At 61.3% G+C, this 17,554-nt stretch carries 17 protein-coding genes; 12 read left to right on the forward strand and 5 right to left on the reverse strand.

Annotated features, from left to right (window positions below; translation table 11 throughout):
- Positions 1–41 precede the first annotated feature (41 nt).
- Entirely contained in the window at positions 42–1,289 is a 1,248-nt protein-coding gene (entS, locus tag IM294_RS08855) for an enterobactin transporter EntS (protein ID WP_063438253.1), read from the forward strand.
- A 46-nt stretch (positions 1,290–1,335) separates the two neighbouring features.
- On the opposite strand, the gene fepB is transcribed toward entS, so the two are convergent.
- On the reverse strand, positions 1,336–2,295 hold the full coding sequence (gene fepB, locus IM294_RS08860) for a Fe2+-enterobactin ABC transporter substrate-binding protein (RefSeq protein WP_126818649.1): 960 nt from the start codon (positions 2,293–2,295) through the stop codon (positions 1,336–1,338).
- Between the two features lie 188 nt (positions 2,296–2,483).
- On the opposite strand from fepB, the gene entC reads away from it, so the two are divergent.
- The 7 genes from entC to IM294_RS08895 all read left to right on the forward strand — a co-directional run bounded on the left by entC (position 2,484) and on the right by IM294_RS08895 (position 9,824).
- Positions 2,484–3,659: an isochorismate synthase EntC gene (entC, locus tag IM294_RS08865; RefSeq protein WP_126818648.1), complete on the forward strand. Its 1,176-nt coding sequence runs from the start codon at positions 2,484–2,486 to the stop codon at positions 3,657–3,659.
- A gap of 9 nt (positions 3,660–3,668) precedes the next feature.
- Positions 3,669–5,279, forward strand: coding sequence for a (2,3-dihydroxybenzoyl)adenylate synthase EntE (entE, locus tag IM294_RS08870; RefSeq protein ID WP_126818647.1), 1,611 nt, complete (start codon positions 3,669–3,671; stop codon positions 5,277–5,279).
- A 10-nt stretch (positions 5,280–5,289) separates the two neighbouring features.
- Positions 5,290–6,144 carry an isochorismatase gene (locus IM294_RS08875; protein WP_028012298.1) on the forward strand — a complete coding sequence of 285 codons (855 nt, stop codon included), beginning with the start codon at positions 5,290–5,292 and terminating at the stop codon, positions 6,142–6,144.
- Positions 6,144–6,899 carry a 2,3-dihydro-2,3-dihydroxybenzoate dehydrogenase EntA gene (gene entA, locus IM294_RS08880; protein ID WP_126818646.1) on the forward strand — a complete coding sequence of 252 codons (756 nt, stop codon included), beginning with the start codon at positions 6,144–6,146 and terminating at the stop codon, positions 6,897–6,899. The genes IM294_RS08875 and entA overlap by 1 nt, the downstream gene beginning before the upstream one ends.
- Positions 6,899–7,312 (forward strand): proofreading thioesterase EntH, encoded by a 414-nt coding sequence (gene entH, locus IM294_RS08885; RefSeq protein WP_028012300.1) that lies wholly within the window; start codon positions 6,899–6,901, stop codon positions 7,310–7,312. The genes entA and entH overlap by 1 nt, the downstream gene beginning before the upstream one ends.
- Positions 7,313–7,461: 149 nt before the next feature.
- The gene (cstA, locus tag IM294_RS08890) at positions 7,462–9,567 is read left to right on the forward strand and encodes a pyruvate/proton symporter CstA (RefSeq protein ID WP_017694336.1); all 2,106 of its coding nucleotides are present in this window, start codon (positions 7,462–7,464) and stop codon (positions 9,565–9,567) included.
- Positions 9,568–9,626: 59 nt separating this feature from the next.
- A complete protein-coding gene (locus tag IM294_RS08895; protein ID WP_126818659.1) occupies positions 9,627–9,824 on the forward strand; it encodes a YbdD/YjiX family protein in 198 nt (65 codons plus the stop codon).
- On the opposite strand, the gene IM294_RS08900 is transcribed toward IM294_RS08895, so the two are convergent.
- From IM294_RS08900 to IM294_RS08915, 4 genes are all read right to left on the reverse strand, one after another.
- Positions 9,821–10,225, reverse strand: a complete 405-nt coding sequence (locus IM294_RS08900; RefSeq protein WP_126818644.1) for a helix-turn-helix transcriptional regulator — start codon at positions 10,223–10,225, stop codon at positions 9,821–9,823. The genes IM294_RS08895 and IM294_RS08900 overlap by 4 nt on opposite strands.
- Entirely contained in the window at positions 10,200–10,502 is a 303-nt protein-coding gene (locus IM294_RS08905) for a type II toxin-antitoxin system RelE/ParE family toxin (protein WP_126818643.1), read from the reverse strand. The genes IM294_RS08900 and IM294_RS08905 overlap by 26 nt, the downstream gene beginning before the upstream one ends.
- Positions 10,503–10,685: 183 nt before the next feature.
- Positions 10,686–11,429, reverse strand: a complete 744-nt coding sequence (locus IM294_RS08910; protein WP_048961273.1) for an SDR family NAD(P)-dependent oxidoreductase — start codon at positions 11,427–11,429, stop codon at positions 10,686–10,688.
- Positions 11,430–11,486: 57 nt separating this feature from the next.
- Positions 11,487–12,575, reverse strand: coding sequence for an oxidoreductase (locus tag IM294_RS08915; RefSeq protein ID WP_126818642.1), 1,089 nt, complete (start codon positions 12,573–12,575; stop codon positions 11,487–11,489).
- 159 nt (positions 12,576–12,734) lie between these two features.
- On the opposite strand from IM294_RS08915, the gene IM294_RS08920 reads away from it, so the two are divergent.
- Genes IM294_RS08920 through IM294_RS08935 form a run of 4 tightly spaced genes read left to right on the forward strand, consistent with a single transcriptional unit; the run spans position 12,735 to position 17,551 of the window.
- On the forward strand, positions 12,735–14,237 hold the full coding sequence (locus IM294_RS08920; RefSeq protein ID WP_126818641.1) for a sugar ABC transporter ATP-binding protein: 1,503 nt from the start codon (positions 12,735–12,737) through the stop codon (positions 14,235–14,237).
- On the forward strand, positions 14,234–15,229 hold the full coding sequence (locus IM294_RS08925; RefSeq protein WP_048999873.1) for an ABC transporter permease: 996 nt from the start codon (positions 14,234–14,236) through the stop codon (positions 15,227–15,229). Before IM294_RS08920 ends, IM294_RS08925 begins: the two co-directional genes overlap by 4 nt.
- A gap of 19 nt (positions 15,230–15,248) precedes the next feature.
- Positions 15,249–16,313: a sugar ABC transporter substrate-binding protein gene (locus IM294_RS08930; RefSeq protein ID WP_047363695.1), complete on the forward strand. Its 1,065-nt coding sequence runs from the start codon at positions 15,249–15,251 to the stop codon at positions 16,311–16,313.
- Positions 16,310–17,551 carry an LVIVD repeat-containing protein gene (locus IM294_RS08935; protein WP_126818640.1) on the forward strand — a complete coding sequence of 414 codons (1,242 nt, stop codon included), beginning with the start codon at positions 16,310–16,312 and terminating at the stop codon, positions 17,549–17,551. The genes IM294_RS08930 and IM294_RS08935 overlap by 4 nt, the downstream gene beginning before the upstream one ends.
- The last annotated feature ends 3 nt before the right edge of the window (positions 17,552–17,554 follow it).

Consider the following 17,554-nt stretch of genomic DNA (forward strand, 5'->3'; position numbering starts at 1 on the left):
TGCGCCCATGGAATGGGTAGAAATAGACTCAAGGCTTTGTCATGAATCAAAAATCCTGGCTGCTTAACCTCAGCCTGTTGAAAACGCACCCGGCGTATCGCGCCGTTTTTATCGCTCGCTTTATCTCCATTTTGTCCCTCGGCCTGCTCGGCGTCGCCGTGCCGGTACAGATCCAGACTATGACGCACTCCAGCTGGCTGGTGGGGTTATCCGTCACCTTAACCGGCGGGGCGATGTTTATCGGGCTGATGGTCGGCGGCGTGCTAGCGGATCGCTACGAGCGTAAGAAGCTGATCCTGCTCGCGCGCGGCACCTGCGGGGTGGGCTTTATCGGGCTGTGTCTGAACGCGATGCTGCCGGAGCCGTCGCTGATGGCGATTTATGCCCTTGGCCTGTGGGACGGTTTTTTCGCCTCGCTCGGCGTGACGGCGCTGCTGGCGGCAACGCCCGCGCTGGTGGGCCGCGAGAACCTGATGCAGGCGGGGGCGATCACCATGCTCACCGTGCGCCTCGGCTCGGTGATTTCGCCGATGGTCGGCGGCCTGCTGCTGGCAACGGGCAACGTGGCCTGGAACTACGGCCTTGCCGCGGCGGGCACCTTTATCACCACCCTGACGCTGCTGCGTCTGCCGCTCCTGCCACCGCCACCGCAGCCGCGCGAGCACCCGCTGAAATCGCTGATGGCCGCTATTCGTTTTCTGTTCAGCAACCCGCTGATTGGCGGCATTGCGCTGCTCGGCGGCCTGCTGACGATGGCGAGCGCCGTGCGCGTGCTTTACCCGGCGCTGGCGGGCGAGTGGCAGATGAGCGCCTCAGAGATTGGCGTGCTGTACGCCGCCATTCCGCTCGGTGCGGCCTGCGGGGCGCTGACCAGCGGTAACCTGGCCCAAAGCGCGCGTCCGGGCTTGATTATGCTGGTGGCGACGCTGGCCTCGTTTATCGCCATCGGCTTCTTCAGCCTGATGCCGGTCTGGGCGCTGGGGGTGATGTGTCTGGTGATTTTCGGCTGGCTGAGTGCGGTCAGCTCACTTTTACAGTACACCCTGATCCAGACCCAGACGCCGGAAGGGATGCTGGGGCGTATCAACGGCCTGTGGACCGCGCAGAACGTGACGGGCGATGCGATTGGCGCGGCGATACTCGGCGGGCTGGGGGCGATAATGACCCCGGTGGCGTCGGCGAGCAGCAGCGGGTTTGTGTTAGCGATGGTTGGCGCGATCTTACTGGTGGTGCTGGTGGAATTGCGGCGGTTCAGGCAGGAGGTCGTGTTGAACGACGGTGCGGCCTGATGCCCTCACCCCGGCCCTCTCCCACGGGGAGAGGGAGGGAAAATGCCTACTTAAACAACGCATTCAATCTGTCTAACACCAGCATCGCGCTGTAATAATCCAGGCGGAACGTCTCCGTTCCCAGCGCCCAGACGCGTTTGTTTTTCACCGACGGTAAATGCGCCAGCAGCGGGTTGGCGTAAATCGCATTCACGTCTTTCTCGTCGCCGGCAAACACGAACAGCCCTTCGCCGTTCAGCCCCGTCGCCAGATTTTCTCCACCCAGCTGAATAATGTCGTGACGCTTGCCCTGGCTTTTTGAGGTGTGCAGCCCATCGGGTAACGCCGCCAGCGTAAAGCCCAACTGGTGTAACAGCTTGCCCTGCGCCGATTCTGTCGTCCACAGGTTCGCCGTGTGCGCGGCGGCGGTGTAGACGATGGCATTCACCGGCTGCGGCGGCAGTTTCATCTGCTGTTTCACCTGCGCGAGCTGTTTATCGAACGCGGCGATGCGTTCAGCGGCCTGTTTCTCGTGCCCGGTCATCGTGCCCAGCTGGGTCAGCAGTTCCTGCCAGCTTTTGTCGTCGTAATTGATGATAAGCGTCGGGGCGATGGCGGAGAGCTGATCGTACAGCGCCAGCGCGGAATCCCCGCCGGTGGCGCTGATTAGAATCAGGTCCGGCATCTGGGCGGCCACCGCTTCGGCGCTCGGCTCGCCGATGTACAGCCGTGCAACCTTACGCTGTTTTGCAATATCCCCCCACTGGCGCAGGAAACCCTGCGCGTCCGCCACGCGGTTGTTCGGCGTGGTTGCGCCGCTGGCAATGACCGGCGCGTCAATCGCCAGCAGGGAGCCGGTTAAGGTCACGCTGGTAGAAACAATGCGCGCCGGTTTGCTCTCAAGCGTATGCACGCCGCGGCTGTCGTTGACCTGGCGCGGCCAGTCGGCGGCGGCGGCTGAGGTTAGTCCTAAAACAAAAAGTCCTGTCAGAAGAAGGGCATTGCGGCAAACGGCAGCGATTTTCACAGAGCGGCATCCTGTTTTTATTGAAGATAATGCTTCTCATTTTCATGGTTGCCGGGAAGGGATGCAAGCGTTTGTCGCAGAAGTTAATGGCCCGACGGTTGACAGCGGGGCGCTGTGGGATTAGGTTAGCCGACGAAAATATAAATGATAATCATTATTGCTTCTTTTATCATTTTGAGGAGGATGATATGGACACGTCCCTGGCTGAGGAAGTTCAGCACACCGCGACCACGCTGCAATCAGACAGCTTTTTCTTTATGTCGCCTTACCGCAGTTTTACCACTTCAGGCTGTTTTGCCCGATTCTCTGAACCTGCCGTCGGCGGCGACGATCCGGCGGGGCAGTTCCAGCAGAAATTAGCCCAGGCTTTCCGGGATGCGAAAGCCAGCGGCATCGCCCATCCCGTCATGGTAGGGGCCATCCCGTTCGATACCCGCAAGCCGTCTTCGCTGTTTATTCCGCAACGCTGGGAAACGTTTTCCCGTCCCGCTCGTCAGCAGTCCGCACGCTATTTCTCCGGCGCGCAGGCGCTGAAGGTGGAACAGCGCACCGAGATCCCCGCTCAGCCCGTTTTTGAAGAGATGGTCGCGCGCGCCGCGTCGCTCACCGCCACGCCGCAGGTGAATAAGGTAGTGCTGTCGCGCCTGATTGATATCGCCACCGACAATAAAATGGACAGCGGCGCGCTGATGGAGCGTCTGATCGCTCAGAACCCGGCGAGTTTTAACTTCCACGTGCCGCTGGAAGACGGCGGCGTGCTGCTCGGCGCCAGCCCGGAACTGCTGCTGCGCAAAGAGGGCAGGCACTTTAGCTCGCTGCCGCTGGCAGGCTCCGCACGCCGCCAGCCGGACGACGTGCTGGATCGCGAGGCGGGCAATAAGCTGCTGGCCTCCGAAAAGGACCGCCACGAACACGACCTGGTGACCCAGGCGATGAAGGCCATTCTGGAACCGCGCAGCCATCACCTGAGCATGCCGTCTTCCCCGCAGCTCATCACCACGCCGACGCTGTGGCATCTGGCGACGCCGGTTGAAGGTGACGCGCGCGAGAACGAAAACGCCCTGACGCTGGCCTGCCTGCTGCACCCGACCCCGGCCCTGAGCGGCTTTCCGCATCAGGCGGCTAAAGAACTGATTGCCGAGCTGGAGCCGTTCGACCGCGAGCTGTTCGGCGGCATCGTCGGCTGGTGCGACAGCGAAGGCAACGGCGAGTGGGTGGTGACCATCCGCTGCGCGCGTCTTTACGAAAATACCGTTCGCCTGTTTGCCGGCGCGGGCATTGTGCCTGCCTCCTCCCCGGTGGGCGAGTGGCGCGAGACGGGCGTGAAGCTCTCCACCATGCTTAACGTGTTTGGTTTGCACTAAGGAATACCCATGACCATCCCTTTTACCCGCTGGCCTGAGGATTTTGCCCGCCGCTACCGTGAAAAAGGCTACTGGCAGGATCTGCCGCTGACCCACATCCTGACGGACCATGCGCAAAGCGATGCGGTCGCGATTATTGACGGCGAACGGCACATCACCTACCGCGCGTTTAATGAGGCGGTGAATAACCTCGCGTCTGCCCTCCAGGCGCAGGGGCTGCACCGCGGCGAGACCGCGCTGGTGCAGCTCGGCAACGTGGCCGAGTTTTACATCACCTTTTTCGCGCTGCTGCAGATCGGCGTCGCGCCGGTTAACGCGCTCTTTAGCCACCAGCGCAGCGAGCTGAACGCCTACGCCGCCCAGATCAAACCCGCCGTGCTGATCGCCGATCGCCAACATGCCCTGTTCGCGGGGGATGATTTTCTCAATACCTTTGTGGATGAACACCGCTCGGTTCGCGCCGTGCTGCTGCGCGGCGATAAGGGTGAACATGCGCTGGAAGCGCCGATTGCGCGCCCGGCGGACAACTTCATCCCGAACCCGACGCCCGCAGACGAGGTGGCGTTCTTCCAGCTTTCCGGCGGCAGCACAGGCACGCCGAAGCTGATCCCGCGTACGCACAACGACTACGACTACAGCATCCGCCGCAGCAATGAAATCTGCGGCATCACTGCGCACTCCCGCTATCTGAACGCGCTTCCCGCGGCGCATAACTACGCCATGAGCTCGCCGGGATCGTTAGGCGTGTTCACGGCGGGCGGCTGCGTGGTGCTGGCGAACGATCCGAGCGCCACGCTCTGCTTCCCGCTGATTGAGCAGCATCAGATCAACGTGACGTCGCTGGTCCCTCCGGCGGTGAGCCTCTGGCTGCAGGCGATTGCCGACGGCGCGGGGAACGCGCAGCTGAAATCCCTCAAGCTGCTCCAGGTGGGCGGCGCACGCCTCTCCGCCACGCTCGCGGCGCGTATTCCGGCGGAAATCGGCTGCCAGCTGCAACAGGTATTCGGCATGGCGGAAGGGCTGGTGAACTACACCGCCCTCGACGACGCACCGGAACGCATCATCAACACCCAGGGCCGCCCAATGTGTCCGGACGACGAGGTGTGGGTGGCGGACGAGGACGGCAACCCGCTCCCGCGCGGGGAAGTCGGACGTTTGATGACGCGCGGCCCGTACACCTTCCGCGGCTATTTCAACAGCCCGGAGCACAACGCCAGCGCCTTTGATGCCAACGGTTTCTACTGCTCCGGCGATCTGATCGCCATCGATGAGCAGGGCTACATCACCGTGCAGGGGCGCGAGAAAGATCAGATCAACCGCGGTGGCGAAAAGATTGCCGCCGAAGAGATCGAAAACCTGCTGCTGCGCCACGAAGCGGTGATCCACGCCGCGCTGGTGAGCATGGAGGACAGCCTGCTGGGCGAAAAAAGCTGTGCGTATCTGGTGGTGAAACAGCCCCTGCGTGCGGTTGAGGTGCGTCGCTTCCTGCGCGAGCAGGGCGTTGCCGAATTTAAGCTGCCGGACCGCGTGGAGAGCGTGGATGCGCTTCCGCTCACGCCGGTCGGCAAAGTTGATAAGAAACAGTTGCGCCTGTGGCTTGCTGAACGCGCCCGGGGCTGAGGAACAGAGAATGGCCATTCCAAAATTAACCGCTTACGCGCTGCCAACCGCCGCAGAGCTGCCGACCAACAAGGTGAACTGGGCGTTTGAGCCGGAGCGCGCCGCGCTGCTGATCCACGATATGCAGGAGTATTTCCTGAACTTCTGGGGCGAAAATAGCGACATGATGCAGCAGGTGGTGGCGAACATCGCTAAACTGCGCGCTTACTGCAAAGAACACAATATCCCGGTGTACTACACCGCGCAGCCGAAAGAGCAGAGCGATGAAGACCGCGCCCTGCTGAACGACATGTGGGGGCCGGGCCTGACTCGCTCGCCGGAGCAGCAGCGTATCGTGGCTGAACTGACGCCGGACGAAGCGGACACCGTGCTGGTGAAGTGGCGCTACAGCGCGTTTCACCGCTCACCGCTGGAGCAGATGCTGAAAGAGACCGGCCGCAACCAGCTGCTGATTACCGGCGTTTATGCCCACATCGGCTGCATGACCACCGCTACCGACGCCTTTATGCGCGACATCAAGCCGTTCTTTATCGCCGACGCGCTGGCGGACTTCACCCGCGACGAGCACCTGATGTCGCTGAAATACGTGGCAGGACGTTCTGGCCGCGTGGTGATGACCGATGAGCTGCTGCCGTCCGTTCCGGCAACGAAAGCCGCGCTGCGCGCGCTGATCCTGCCGCTGCTGGACGAGTCCGACGAGCCGATGGATGACGAAAACCTGATCGACTACGGTCTGGACTCGGTGCGCATGATGGCGCTGGCCGCCCGCTGGCGAAAGGTGCACGGCGACATCGACTTCGTGATGCTGGCGAAAAATCCGACCCTCGACGCCTGGTGGGCGCTGCTCTCCCGTGAGGTGAAGTGATGGCGGGGGCCGATTTTACCGGTAAAACGGTTTGGGTAACGGGCGCGGGTAAAGGTATCGGCTATGCGACCGCGCTGGCCTTTGTGGAGGCGGGCGCGCGGGTGACCGGGTTCGATCTGGCCTTCCCGCAGGACGATTATCCGTTTGCCACCGAAACGCTGGACGTAGCGGACGCGGCGCAGGTGGGCGACGTCTGCGGGCGTTTACTCGGCACCCTTGCGCGCCTCGACGTGCTGGTTAACGCGGCGGGCATTCTGCGCATGGGCGCGACGGACGAGCTTTCGCAGGAAGACTGGCAGCAGACCTTTGCGGTTAACGTCGGCGGCGCGTTTAACCTGTTTCAGCAGACGATGGGCCAGTTCCGCCGTCAGCAGGGCGGGGCGATAGTGACCGTGGCCTCCGACGCGGCGCACACCCCGCGCATCGGCATGAGTGCCTACGGTGCGTCGAAGGCAGCGCTGAAAAGCCTGGCGCTGACCGTCGGGCTGGAGCTGGCGGGCAGCGGCGTGCGCTGTAACCTGGTGTCGCCGGGCTCAACGGACACCGACATGCAGCGCACCCTGTGGAAAAGCGACGATGCGGAGCAGCAGCGCATTCGCGGCTTTGGCGAGCAGTTCAAGCTCGGCATTCCGCTCGGCAAAATCGCCCGTCCGCAGGAAATTGCCGCCACCGTGCTGTTCCTTGCGTCCGATGCCGCCAGCCATATTACCCTGCAGGATATCGTGGTGGACGGCGGCTCCACGCTGGGGGCGTAATGATCTGGAAACGTCATTTATCGCTTGAAGAACTGAACGCCACCAGCGTGAATACCCTGGTGGCGCATCTGGGCATTGTCTATACCCGCCTCGGAGACGACACGCTGGAAGCGGAGATGCCGGTGGATGCCCGTACCCATCAGCCGTTTGGCCTGCTGCACGGCGGCGCCTCGGCGGCGCTGGCGGAAACGCTGGGCTCAATGGCCGGTTTTCTGATGACCCGCGACGGGCAGAGCGTGGTCGGCACAGAGCTGAACGCCACGCACCATCGCGCGGTCTCTCACGGTAAGGTGCGCGGCGTGTGTCAGCCGCTGCATCTGGGGCGTTCGAGCCAGAGCTGGGAGATCGTGGTATTCGACGAGCAGGGGCGGCGGTGCTGTACCTGTCGGTTGAGCACGATGGTGCTGGGGTAAGTCATTCAGCTGAAAGTGATCGGCTTAACACTGTGGTGTAAATCTCTGGTTTGACCACGCATTATTGCGTTTCAAAGTTGTTAAATTTTATCCGTTGTTCTAGAAACAAAATGTAACATCTCACTGTTTCACAACAACGGACAACAACTATGAACAACTCAGGGAAATACCTTACGTGGGCGGTGCTCTCCGTTGTGGGAGCCTTTGCCCTGGGCTATATCGCCCTCAACCGGGGGGAGCAGATCAATGCGCTCTGGATCGTCGTCGCCTCCGTCTGCATTTATCTCATTGCGTACCGTTTTTATGGCCGCTATATCGCAAAGACGGTACTGGGCGTAGACGGCACACGCATGACGCCTGCCGTACGCCACAACGACGGGCTGGACTACGTGCCGACCGATAAAAAAGTGCTGTTCGGTCACCATTTCGCGGCGATTGCCGGTGCAGGCCCGCTGGTGGGGCCGGTGCTGGCGGCGCAGATGGGCTACCTGCCGGGGATGATCTGGATCCTCGCTGGGGTGGTGCTGGCGGGCGCGGTACAGGATTTTATGGTGCTGTTCGTCTCCACCCGTCGCGACGGCCGTTCGCTGGGTGAGCTGGTGAAAGAGGAGATGGGGGCAACCGCCGGGGTGATTGCGCTGGTGGCGACCTTTATGATCATGGTGATCATCCTCGCGGTGCTGGCGATGATCGTGGTGAAAGCGCTGACCCACAGCCCGTGGGGAACCTACACGGTCGCCTTTACCATTCCGCTGGCGCTGTTTATGGGGATTTACATTCGCTACCTGCGCCCCGGGCGCATTGGTGAAGTCTCTGTCATTGGCCTTGTGTTCCTGGTATTTGCGATTATCTCCGGCGGCTGGGTGGCGGAAAGCCCGACCTGGGCACCATTCTTCGACTTTACCGGCGTGCAGCTGACCTGGATGCTGGTGGGCTACGGCTTTGTGGCGGCGGTGCTGCCGGTGTGGCTGCTGCTGGCCCCGCGCGATTATCTCTCAACCTTCCTGAAAATCGGCACCATTGTCGGGCTGGCCATCGGCATTCTGATTATGCGCCCGACCCTGACCATGCCTGCGCTGACCAAATTCATCGACGGTACCGGCCCGGTCTGGACTGGTAACCTGTTCCCGTTCCTGTTTATTACCATCGCCTGCGGTGCGGTGTCGGGCTTCCACGCGCTGATTGCCTCCGGGACCACGCCGAAGATGCTGGCCAACGAGAATCAGGCCTGCCTGATTGGCTACGGCGGCATGCTGATGGAGTCCTTCGTGGCGATTATGGCGCTGGTTTCCGCCTGCATTATTGATCCGGGCGTTTACTTTGCGATGAACAGCCCGATGGCGGTGCTGGCCCCGGCCGGCACCGTTGACGTGGTAGCGTCCGCCGCGCAGGTGGTGAGCGGCTGGGGCTTTGCCATTACCCCGGAAACGCTGACGCATATCGCTAATGAGGTGGGCGAGCAGTCAATTATCTCCCGCGCGGGCGGGGCGCCGACGCTGGCGGTGGGCATGGCCTACATCCTGCACGGCGCGCTGGGCGGGCTGATGGACGTGTCGTTCTGGTATCACTTCGCCATCCTGTTCGAGGCGCTGTTTATTTTGACGGCGGTGGATGCGGGTACGCGTGCGGCGCGCTTTATGCTCCAGGATCTGCTGGGGGTGATCTCGCCAAACCTGAAGCGGACCGATTCGCTCCCGGCTAACCTGCTGGCGACGGCGCTGTGCGTGCTGGCGTGGGGCTACTTCCTGCATCAGGGCGTGGTCGATCCGCTGGGCGGGATCAACACCCTGTGGCCGCTGTTCGGTATCGCCAACCAGATGCTGGCGGGCATGGCGCTGATGCTCTGCGCGGTGGTGCTGTTCAAGATGAAGCGCCAGCGTTACGCGTGGGTGGCGCTGGTGCCAACCGCCTGGCTGCTAATCTGTACCCTGACGGCGGGCTGGCAAAAAGCCTTCAGTCCGGACAATAAGGTGGGCTTCCTGGCGATCGCCAACAAGTTCCAGGCGATGATCGACAGCGGCAAGATCCCGGCGCAGTACACCGAGTCACAGCTGTCTCAGCTGGTATTCAACAACCGTCTGGATGCCGGACTGACCATCTTCTTTATGGTGGTGGTTGTGGTGCTGGCGTTGTATTCTCTGAAAACCGCGCTGGCGGCGCTGAAGGTCGACACGCCGACGGCGAAAGAGACGCCGTATGAGCCGATGCCTGAAAACCTGGACGAGATTGTGACCCAGGCGAAAGGGGCGCATTAACCTGTGTGCCGGGTGGCGCTAGCGCTTACCCGGCCTACATTTCCAGTGAGACCAGAATGATGTTCGACACCCTCTCTAAAGCAGGTAAGTACCTGGGCCAGGCCGCCAAAATGATGATTGGCGTGCCGGATTACGATAACTACATCGAGCATATGCGCGTCAACCACCCGGACCAGACGCCGATGACCTACGAAGAGTTTTTCCGCGACCGCCAGGACGCCCGTTACGGCGGCAAGGGCGGGGCGAAGTGCTGTTAACCCTCTTTCGGTAAATAGAGGCTGATTTGCTCCTGCTTGCAGCCATAAATTGCCGCCAGCTTTTCGCGTGTGCGCTTTTGCGGACGGGAGTCCAGCGCTTCCAGCTGTGATACGGCGGACTGGCTGATGCCGAGTTTTTCCGCCACTTCCTGCTGCGACATGCCGCGCAGAATGCGCCATGCGGCCTGCAGGCTGACGTTCTCGCTATGCATGATGTCGCACACTTCACCCGGTAAACCTACGTTATCGTAGATATCTGATTCGTAAGGGATGTCTTCCCAGTCGTTTTCATCATCGTCATCATACTCAAGCATGGCTAAACGCATGCGAAAATATTCATCGTAGGGAATGACAACATACTGTTTTTTTCCTTCTTCATCCTTGATGAACTGAACAGTCATATTCCGTATGCTCCTCATGAAGGTAGGTGGTGGTTGTCCGGCGTTTTACCGTCACTACGTAACAGGTATCACCCGGCGGGTCTCCGAAGGTGTAAATGACCCTGTAATCACCTAATCGCAACCTGTAGTGGTTTACGGGAGAAGATAATTTCTTGATATCCGCGACAGGTGATGTTTTATCATCCATCTTCTCCAGCCTGAATTTAATGCGGTTCTGATATCGCGTATCGATTTTAGAAAATTGCTTCTCTGCTGTTTTTGACCACACGATCTTCATCCGTACCTCCACTGTACGCCCACACAAAATATAAGGAAATAATAAGACTATTAGATAAATTCTGAATTTCTTATGAGGTACTGTAGAGCGGAAAAAAAGCGCAGGTAAGAGGCAAAACGCAAACCGTCGAGGCGGCTCGACAAGGCCTCTGCCGGGCGACAGAGGCTTGCAGGAATATTGCGATCAGGCGTTCAAACCGCCGTCCACGTCCAGACCGGTGCCTGAGATCTGCCCGGCTGCCGGGCTGGCGAGGAAGGTAACCGCCGCCGCGACGTCTTCCGGCTGGCCGTAATGGCCCAGGGCAATAAGCTGACGCTGTGAGTCAGCCTGTTCACCGTCCTCCGGGTTCATATCGCTGTTGGTCGGTCCGGGGTGCACCAGGTTAACGGTAATGCCGCGCGGGCCAAGATCGCGGGCCAGACCGCGGGTGAGGGAGTTCAGTGCAGATTTGGTCATTGAGTAGACGGCAATCCCCGGCTGTGCCACGCGGTTCGCCAGACAGCTGCCGATGTTGATGATGCGCCCGCCGTCGGACATGTGTACCAGCGCTTCCTGAATAGCGATCACCACGCCGCGGATGTTGACGTTGATGAGGGCGTCGATGTCCGCCAGCGTCATGGACTCCAGCGGGCCGCCGCGCGCGATACCGGCGTTATTGACCAGGATGTCCAGCCCGCCGAGAGAGCGTGCCGCATGGGTGACGGCATCCTGAATCGCCTGCGCGCTGGCGCTGTCGGCCTGAATGGCCTCGCCGTGCCGCCCCAGCGCCTTAATTTCCTCGGCGACCGCCTGGGCTTTATCGGCGGATTTTTCATAGGTGATAACCACATCGGCACCGGCGCGCGCCAGCGAAAGGGCAATCGCACGACCCAGCCCGCGGCTGGCGCCGGTAACCAGCGCCTTTTTACCTGTTAAATCGATCTGCATGATGACCTCGTTACGAGAGTGGTGAGAACCATCATTAGGTATAGCCCGTCGGCGCAATTAACGGCGGAAGGATTCTACTTTCTCAAACGCGGCGCGCAGAGCCTCAGGCGTTAACGTCACGGGCAGATAGTGAATCGACTCCACCGGGCGCAGAGTGTGGGCGATGACCTTGTCGAGATCGTCGCGGTTATTGATGTCGACGTCCAGCTCGCGAAGCGTGGTCGGCAGGTTAAAGCGCCGGTATGCCGCCACCAGCTGTGCCAGCACGTCGTCCTGGCCGAGCAGGGCGCTCTGCACCAGAATGCCGTAGGCCACCTTGGTGCCGTGCAGGTATTTTTCCGTCTGCGGCAGCACGGTTAAGCCGTTGTGCACCGCGTGCGCCGCCGCCACGCGGGTGTAGCGCTCCCCCAGACCGCCCACCATCCCGCCGCCGGCAATAATGGCGTCCACCACGTCCCGAAACGCCTGCGTTAGCTCGCCGCGCTGCTGGTCTTCTAGCGCCTCTTCGCTGCGCTCCAGCAGCACGTCGCGGATCGCCAGCGCGCCGTTAAGGCCAAGGCGCACGGTCAGCGGCAGGTTTTCCGGCTGTGGGGCGAGAACCGCCGCTTCGTACCACTTCGCCAGCGTATCGCCGATGCCCGCCAGCAAATATTCCGCCGGGGCGTTCAGAACGATCCGCGGCTCCACCAGCACCAGAAAGTTAGCGTCGTCAAAAATCTCAAACTGCAGCGCCTGACCGGCATCGTTATACCAGACGGAGAGCAGCGTCCACGCTGCGCAGGTGGCGGCGATGGTGGGAATGCCCACGAACGGAACGCCTAAGCGGCGCGCCACGGCCTTGACGGAGTCCATCACCGCGCCGCCGCCCACGCCAATCACCACGCTGGCATCGCTTCCCGCTTCGTTCACCAGACGGGTGACGTCGCGCTCGCTGCAGTGGCCTTTAAACAGCAGGTGCTTCGCCCCCGGCGCGTTAAAGCTCTCCGGCAGGAACGGGCGCGCGCCCTCTATTGCGCGCTCGCCGTAAATCCACACCGCGCGGGAAAGCTGTTCCGGGGTAAAGAAGTCATTCAGATGCGCAAGGCTTCCGGAATGGGAGAAGTAGTTCGCCGGGCCGGGCACGACGCGGATGTCGGTGTTGCTCATGGTGTTGTCCTTTTTTCGCAAGCGCTAACCCGATGTTATGTCTGGACATCCGGATGGCTAATAATATTTCGCTTTATCTTATGCCTTTTCCGTCGTTGTCAGTCAACCGGAGCTGTGAAAAATTCGATAAATCAGAAGAGTTATGAAGGATTTACGCGGATGGTTTCCAGTCGTCTTGAAATGCGCGGTATCAGCCTGGCCTTTTCCGGCTTTCAGGCGCTGACGCGCGTGGACTTCACGCTGAACGGCGGGTCGGTGCATGCGCTGACGGGCGCCAACGGTGCGGGGAAATCAACGCTGATGGCGGTGCTGTGCGGGACGCACGACCACTATGAGGGCGAAATCTCCATTAACAACCAGCCGGTAAACATTCGCGAGCCGCTGGACGCCAAACGGCTGGGCATCCACCTCGTGCAGCAGGAGGTGGACGTGGCGCTGATCCCCGGGCTGAGCATTGCGGAGAACATCATGCTCGACCAGTTGGCGCAGCCTGGGCACCGCTACCGCTGGCGCACCGTTCGTCAGCAGGCGCGGCAGGCGCTGGCGCAGCTCGACGTTACGCTGGACGTTCGCCGCTCCATCGACGGCTGTTCGCTGGCCGAAAAGCAGCAGATTTTGCTGGCACGCGCTTTGTCCCACCACTGCCGTTTTTTGATTCTTGACGAGCCCACTGCGCCGCTGGACGCGCACGAGAGCGAGCGTCTGTTTGCGGTGGTAAGACGTCTGCAACAGCAGGGCATTGGCGTGGTGTTTATCTCCCACCGCATTCACGAGCTAAAAGCTATCTGCGACACCCTGACGGTGCTGCGCGACGGCAAGCTGATTGAGTCCGGCCCGATGGCCGATCTCAGCGGTGAAGAGATTGTTGAGAAGATGCTCGGCCACGTGCTGAGCGATATCTACCCGCCCGCGCGACCGCCGCACGGCGACGAAACGCTGCTGCGAGTGGAAGGACTGCACGACGACGCGCTGCTGAAGGATATCTCCCTGCACCTGCGCAAAGGCGAAATTCTCGGGATTGCCGGGCTGGCGGGGGCGGGGAAAACCGAACTCTGCAAGGCGCTGTTTGGCGCCAGCAAAAGCCGCGTGGCGCGCGGTGAGTTGAACCATCAGGCCTGGCAGCCGCGCGATCCGGCTGACTCGGTGCTGCGCGGCCTGGCGCTGGTGCCGGAGGAGCGGCGCAAGGAGGGCATTTTTATCGACGAGCCGGTGAGCATGAACCTTGCCGTGTGCGCCGATAACAGCTTCTCGCGCTGGAGCCTGTTTGGCCATCGTCAGGCGTGGCGCTGGGCGGAGGAGGTGATCGCCCGCGTCGGCGTTCGCGCCCGCGGTCCCGGACAGGTTTTGCGACGTCTCTCCGGCGGTAACCAGCAGAAGGTCGCCATCGGCAAGTGGCTGCGTAATGACGCCAGCGTGCTGATCTTCGACGAGCCGACCAAAGGCGTGGACGTGAAGGCCAAAACCGATCTGTTCCAGCTGATTGACGGCCTGGCTCGCGAGGGCAAAGGGGTGATTTACGCCTCCGGCGAGTTTGCCGAGCTGGTGGGACTGTGCGACCGCATCTGCGTCCTGTGGGACGGGCGCATCGTGGCAGAAATCGCCGGGGCCGAGGCCCGTGAAGAGACACTACTTTATTATTCAACCGGAGGAACGGCGTCGTGAGCAAGGCCCTTTCAGTAAACGCGACGGCGTCTGGCCGTCAGCAACTTTTTGATTTTCTCTACAAGTGGGGCATGTTGCTCACCGTCGTCGCGCTGGTGGCCGTCTTTGGCCTGGCGTCGGACAGCTTCCTCGACCCGAACAACATCATTAACATTCTGCGCTCGATTGCCATCGTGACGGTGATTGCCGTTGGCGTGTCGATTTCGCTGACCGTCGGCGGGTTCGATCTCTCCGTGGGCTCCACGGCGTCGCTGGCGAACGCGCTGGTCATTTCGCTTTTCGTCTGGCACGGCTTCGGCACCACCGAGTCGATTGTAATCACTCTCGCGCTCTGCACGCTGGTCGGCCTGTTTAACGCTTTCCTGATCGTCATCCTGCGTATTCCGGACATGCTCGCCACCCTCGCCAGCTTGTTTGTCATCCAGGGTGTGGCGATGACCTATAGCTACGGCGGGTCGATTACCGAGAATATGGTGCTGCCGAGCGGCGACATGGCGGAAGGGACCATTCCGGCGGCGTTCAGCCTGCTGGGGCAGGTGCCGACCATCGTCATCATCATGCTGGCGGTGACCCTTCTGGCGCAGCTGGGGCTATCGCTGACCACTCACGGACGCCGGATGTACGCCATTGGCGGCAACCCGGAAGCGGCGCGCCTCTCGGGCATTCGCACCACGCGCTATAAGGTGGCGGCCTACGTGATTGCCTCGCTGCTGGCGGGGCTGGGCGGCATTCTGCTGGCCTCCCGCATTGGATCGTCGCAGGTCAATGCTGGCGGCGGCTATCTGATGGATGCGGTGGCCGCGGCGTGGATCGGCTTCTCGCTGGCCGGGTCCGGCAAGCCGAACGCGCTTGGCACGCTGGTGGGGGCGGTGATCCTCGGCGTGCTGTCGAACGGGCTGGTGATGCTCTCCGTGCCGTATTACGCCATGGACATAATAAAAGGGCTGGTGCTCGCGGTGGCACTGGCGATTACCTACATACAAAAACGCTGACAACACAACGGGATAAAAAATGAAAAAGATTGCGCTCTCTTTGGTGGCACTGGGGTTACTCACTTCTCTGCCGGGATTCGCGGCCACGCCCGCGCCGGTTCCGGCCGCCATTGCGAACCACGACGGACCGATCCGCATCGCGGTGATCCGTAACCTCGGCTCGGACGACAACACCACGCAGTTTGTTGCCGGGGCCATTCAGGAAGGGAAAAAGCTCGGCTTTAAGGTCAGCACCTTTTTGAGCAACGGGGATGATGCTAAATTCCAGGACTTCGTTAACCAGGCCATCAGCCAGAAATATGACGGGATCATCCTGTCGCAGGGCCGCGATCCGTACTCCACCGCGCTGGTGAAGAAGGCGGTGGATGCTGGGATCAAGGTCGCCGTATTTGATACCGCCGTAAACGGCGAGATCCCGGGCGTGACCGTCACCCAGCAGGACGACGCCTCCCTGACGAATCTCTCCTTCGGCCAACTGGCGAAAGATTTCAACGGCAAGGCGAATATCGTCAAGCTGTGGGTGGCGGGCTTCCCGCCGATGGAGCGCCGTCAGGCAGCCTATAAAGAATTGCAAAAGCAGTACCCGGAGATTAAAGAGCTGGAGTCCATCGGCGCGGTCTCTTCTGACGTGCAGGGCGACACCGCCAACAAGGTGGGCGCGATCCTGGCGAAATACCCGAAAGGCAAAATCGACGCCATCTGGGGGACCTGGGACGCCTTCAGCCAGGGGGCGTATAAAGCGCTGAAGGAGAATGGACGCACCGAGATCAAGCTCTACAGCATTGACATCTCCAACCAGGATCTGCAGCTGATGCGCGAGCCGGGTAGCCCGTGGGCAGTGAGCGTGGCGGTGGATCCGAAGCTGATTGGTGCGACTAACGTGCGCCTGATCGCCAACAAGATTGCCGGGGAAGCCACGCCTGCCACTTACGACTTCAAAGCCGCTGCGATCCCGCAGGCGCTGCTGACCGCGCAGCCGGGGGCGGTGAACGTAGCGTCGCTGGGCAAAATCATTCCGGGCTGGGGCCAGACGGAAGATTTTATCGCGCCGTGGTTTGCGACGCTGGAAGCGAAAAATAAATGAGCATCCTCCCCACGCCAGAATACAGCCGCAATATGCGGCTGATCGGCCATAGCGATCAGGGCGGTCGCCCGGACGGCGTGCAGCTGATGGTGCACCGCGGTTTCGCCTATATCGGCCATATGGTGTCGCAGGGCTTTTCGATAGTAGACGTGCGCGACCCGAAAAACCCGAAACCCGCGGGCTATGTGCCTGCGCCGCCGGGCACCTGGAACGTGCACCTCCAGGCGCATGACGACCTGCTGCTGGTGATCAACGCCCGGGATCTGTTTGCCGATGCCCGCTTCGCCGACGAGAAGGTCTACTATACCCGTCAGGTAGGAGAGATCGTCAGCGACGTGCAAGACAGGGGCTGGAGCGCCGGGCTTCGCGTTTTTGATATCTCCACGCCGGACGCGCCGCGCGAAATTGGCTTTCTCTCGCTGAGCGGCATCGGCATTCACCGCATCTGGTACGTCGGTGGCCGCTGGGCGTACGTGTCAGCGCTGATCGACGGTTTTACCGACTACATCTTTCTGACGATCGACCTGGCGGATCCGCGCAAGCCTGAGGTGGCAGGGCGCTGGTGGCTGCCGGGCATGAACCAGGCCGAAGGCGAACAGCCGAACTGGCCGGAAGGGAAACGCTACGCGCTGCATCACGCGATTATTGCCGGCGATACGGCGTACGGCAGCTGGCGCGACGGCGGCTTAACGCTGCTGGACGTGAAGGACCGCAGTCAGCCGACGCTGATTAGCCACCGTAACTGGAGCCCGCCGTTTGGCGGCGGGACGCACACCGCGCTGCCGCTGCCGGACCGGGATCTGCTGGTGGTGCTGGACGAAGCGGTGCTCGATAACCAGCAGGACGGCGAGAAGCTGATCTGGCTGTTTGATATCCGCGAGCCGTCGAACCCGGTGAGCATCTCGACCTTCCCGCAGCCGAATGAAATCGACTACGTGGCGAAAGGGGCGCATTTTGGGCCGCACAACCTGCACGAGAACCGGCCGGGGAGCTTTGTCAGCTCAACGCTGATTTTTGCCACCTATCAGAATGCTGGCGTGCGCGCGTATGACATCTCCAATCCGTATCGCCCGGTAGAAACCGGTGCGCTGGTGCCCGCGGCACCGGAGAGGATGATGGACACGCGCCCGAATCGCCCGCAGGTGATCCAGTCCTGTGACGTGTTTGTGGACGCGCAGGGGATTATTTACAGCACGGACTATAACGGCGGGCTGTCGGTGATTGAGTATCTGGGGTGAGTG

The organism is Enterobacter cloacae complex sp. P43RS (genome assembly GCF_014930585.1).
In the GTDB taxonomy this organism is placed as follows: domain Bacteria; phylum Pseudomonadota; class Gammaproteobacteria; order Enterobacterales; family Enterobacteriaceae; genus Enterobacter; species Enterobacter bugandensis.

What these genes read in the sequence shown, in the direction of transcription:
- IM294_RS08935 (WP_126818640.1), top strand. Translation starts at nt 16,310, where the DNA reads ATGAGCATCCTCCCCACGCCAGAATACAGCCGCAATATGCGGCTGATC.
- entH (WP_028012300.1), top strand. Translation starts at nt 6,899, where the DNA reads ATGATCTGGAAACGTCATTTATCGCTTGAAGAACTGAACGCCACCAGC.
- IM294_RS08930 (WP_047363695.1), top strand. Translation starts at nt 15,249, where the DNA reads ATGAAAAAGATTGCGCTCTCTTTGGTGGCACTGGGGTTACTCACTTCT.
- entA (WP_126818646.1), top strand. Translation starts at nt 6,144, where the DNA reads ATGGCGGGGGCCGATTTTACCGGTAAAACGGTTTGGGTAACGGGCGCG.
- IM294_RS08910 (WP_048961273.1), bottom strand. Translation starts at nt 11,429, where the DNA reads ATGCAGATCGATTTAACAGGTAAAAAGGCGCTGGTTACCGGCGCCAGC.
- IM294_RS08905 (WP_126818643.1), bottom strand. Translation starts at nt 10,502, where the DNA reads ATGAAGATCGTGTGGTCAAAAACAGCAGAGAAGCAATTTTCTAAAATC.
- cstA (WP_017694336.1), top strand. Translation starts at nt 7,462, where the DNA reads ATGAACAACTCAGGGAAATACCTTACGTGGGCGGTGCTCTCCGTTGTG.
- entE (WP_126818647.1), top strand. Translation starts at nt 3,669, where the DNA reads ATGACCATCCCTTTTACCCGCTGGCCTGAGGATTTTGCCCGCCGCTAC.
- IM294_RS08895 (WP_126818659.1), top strand. Translation starts at nt 9,627, where the DNA reads ATGTTCGACACCCTCTCTAAAGCAGGTAAGTACCTGGGCCAGGCCGCC.
- IM294_RS08915 (WP_126818642.1), bottom strand. Translation starts at nt 12,575, where the DNA reads ATGAGCAACACCGACATCCGCGTCGTGCCCGGCCCGGCGAACTACTTC.
- entC (WP_126818648.1), top strand. Translation starts at nt 2,484, where the DNA reads ATGGACACGTCCCTGGCTGAGGAAGTTCAGCACACCGCGACCACGCTG.
- IM294_RS08920 (WP_126818641.1), top strand. Translation starts at nt 12,735, where the DNA reads ATGGTTTCCAGTCGTCTTGAAATGCGCGGTATCAGCCTGGCCTTTTCC.
- entS (WP_063438253.1), top strand. Translation starts at nt 42, where the DNA reads ATGAATCAAAAATCCTGGCTGCTTAACCTCAGCCTGTTGAAAACGCAC.
- IM294_RS08900 (WP_126818644.1), bottom strand. Translation starts at nt 10,225, where the DNA reads ATGACTGTTCAGTTCATCAAGGATGAAGAAGGAAAAAAACAGTATGTT.
- IM294_RS08875 (WP_028012298.1), top strand. Translation starts at nt 5,290, where the DNA reads ATGGCCATTCCAAAATTAACCGCTTACGCGCTGCCAACCGCCGCAGAG.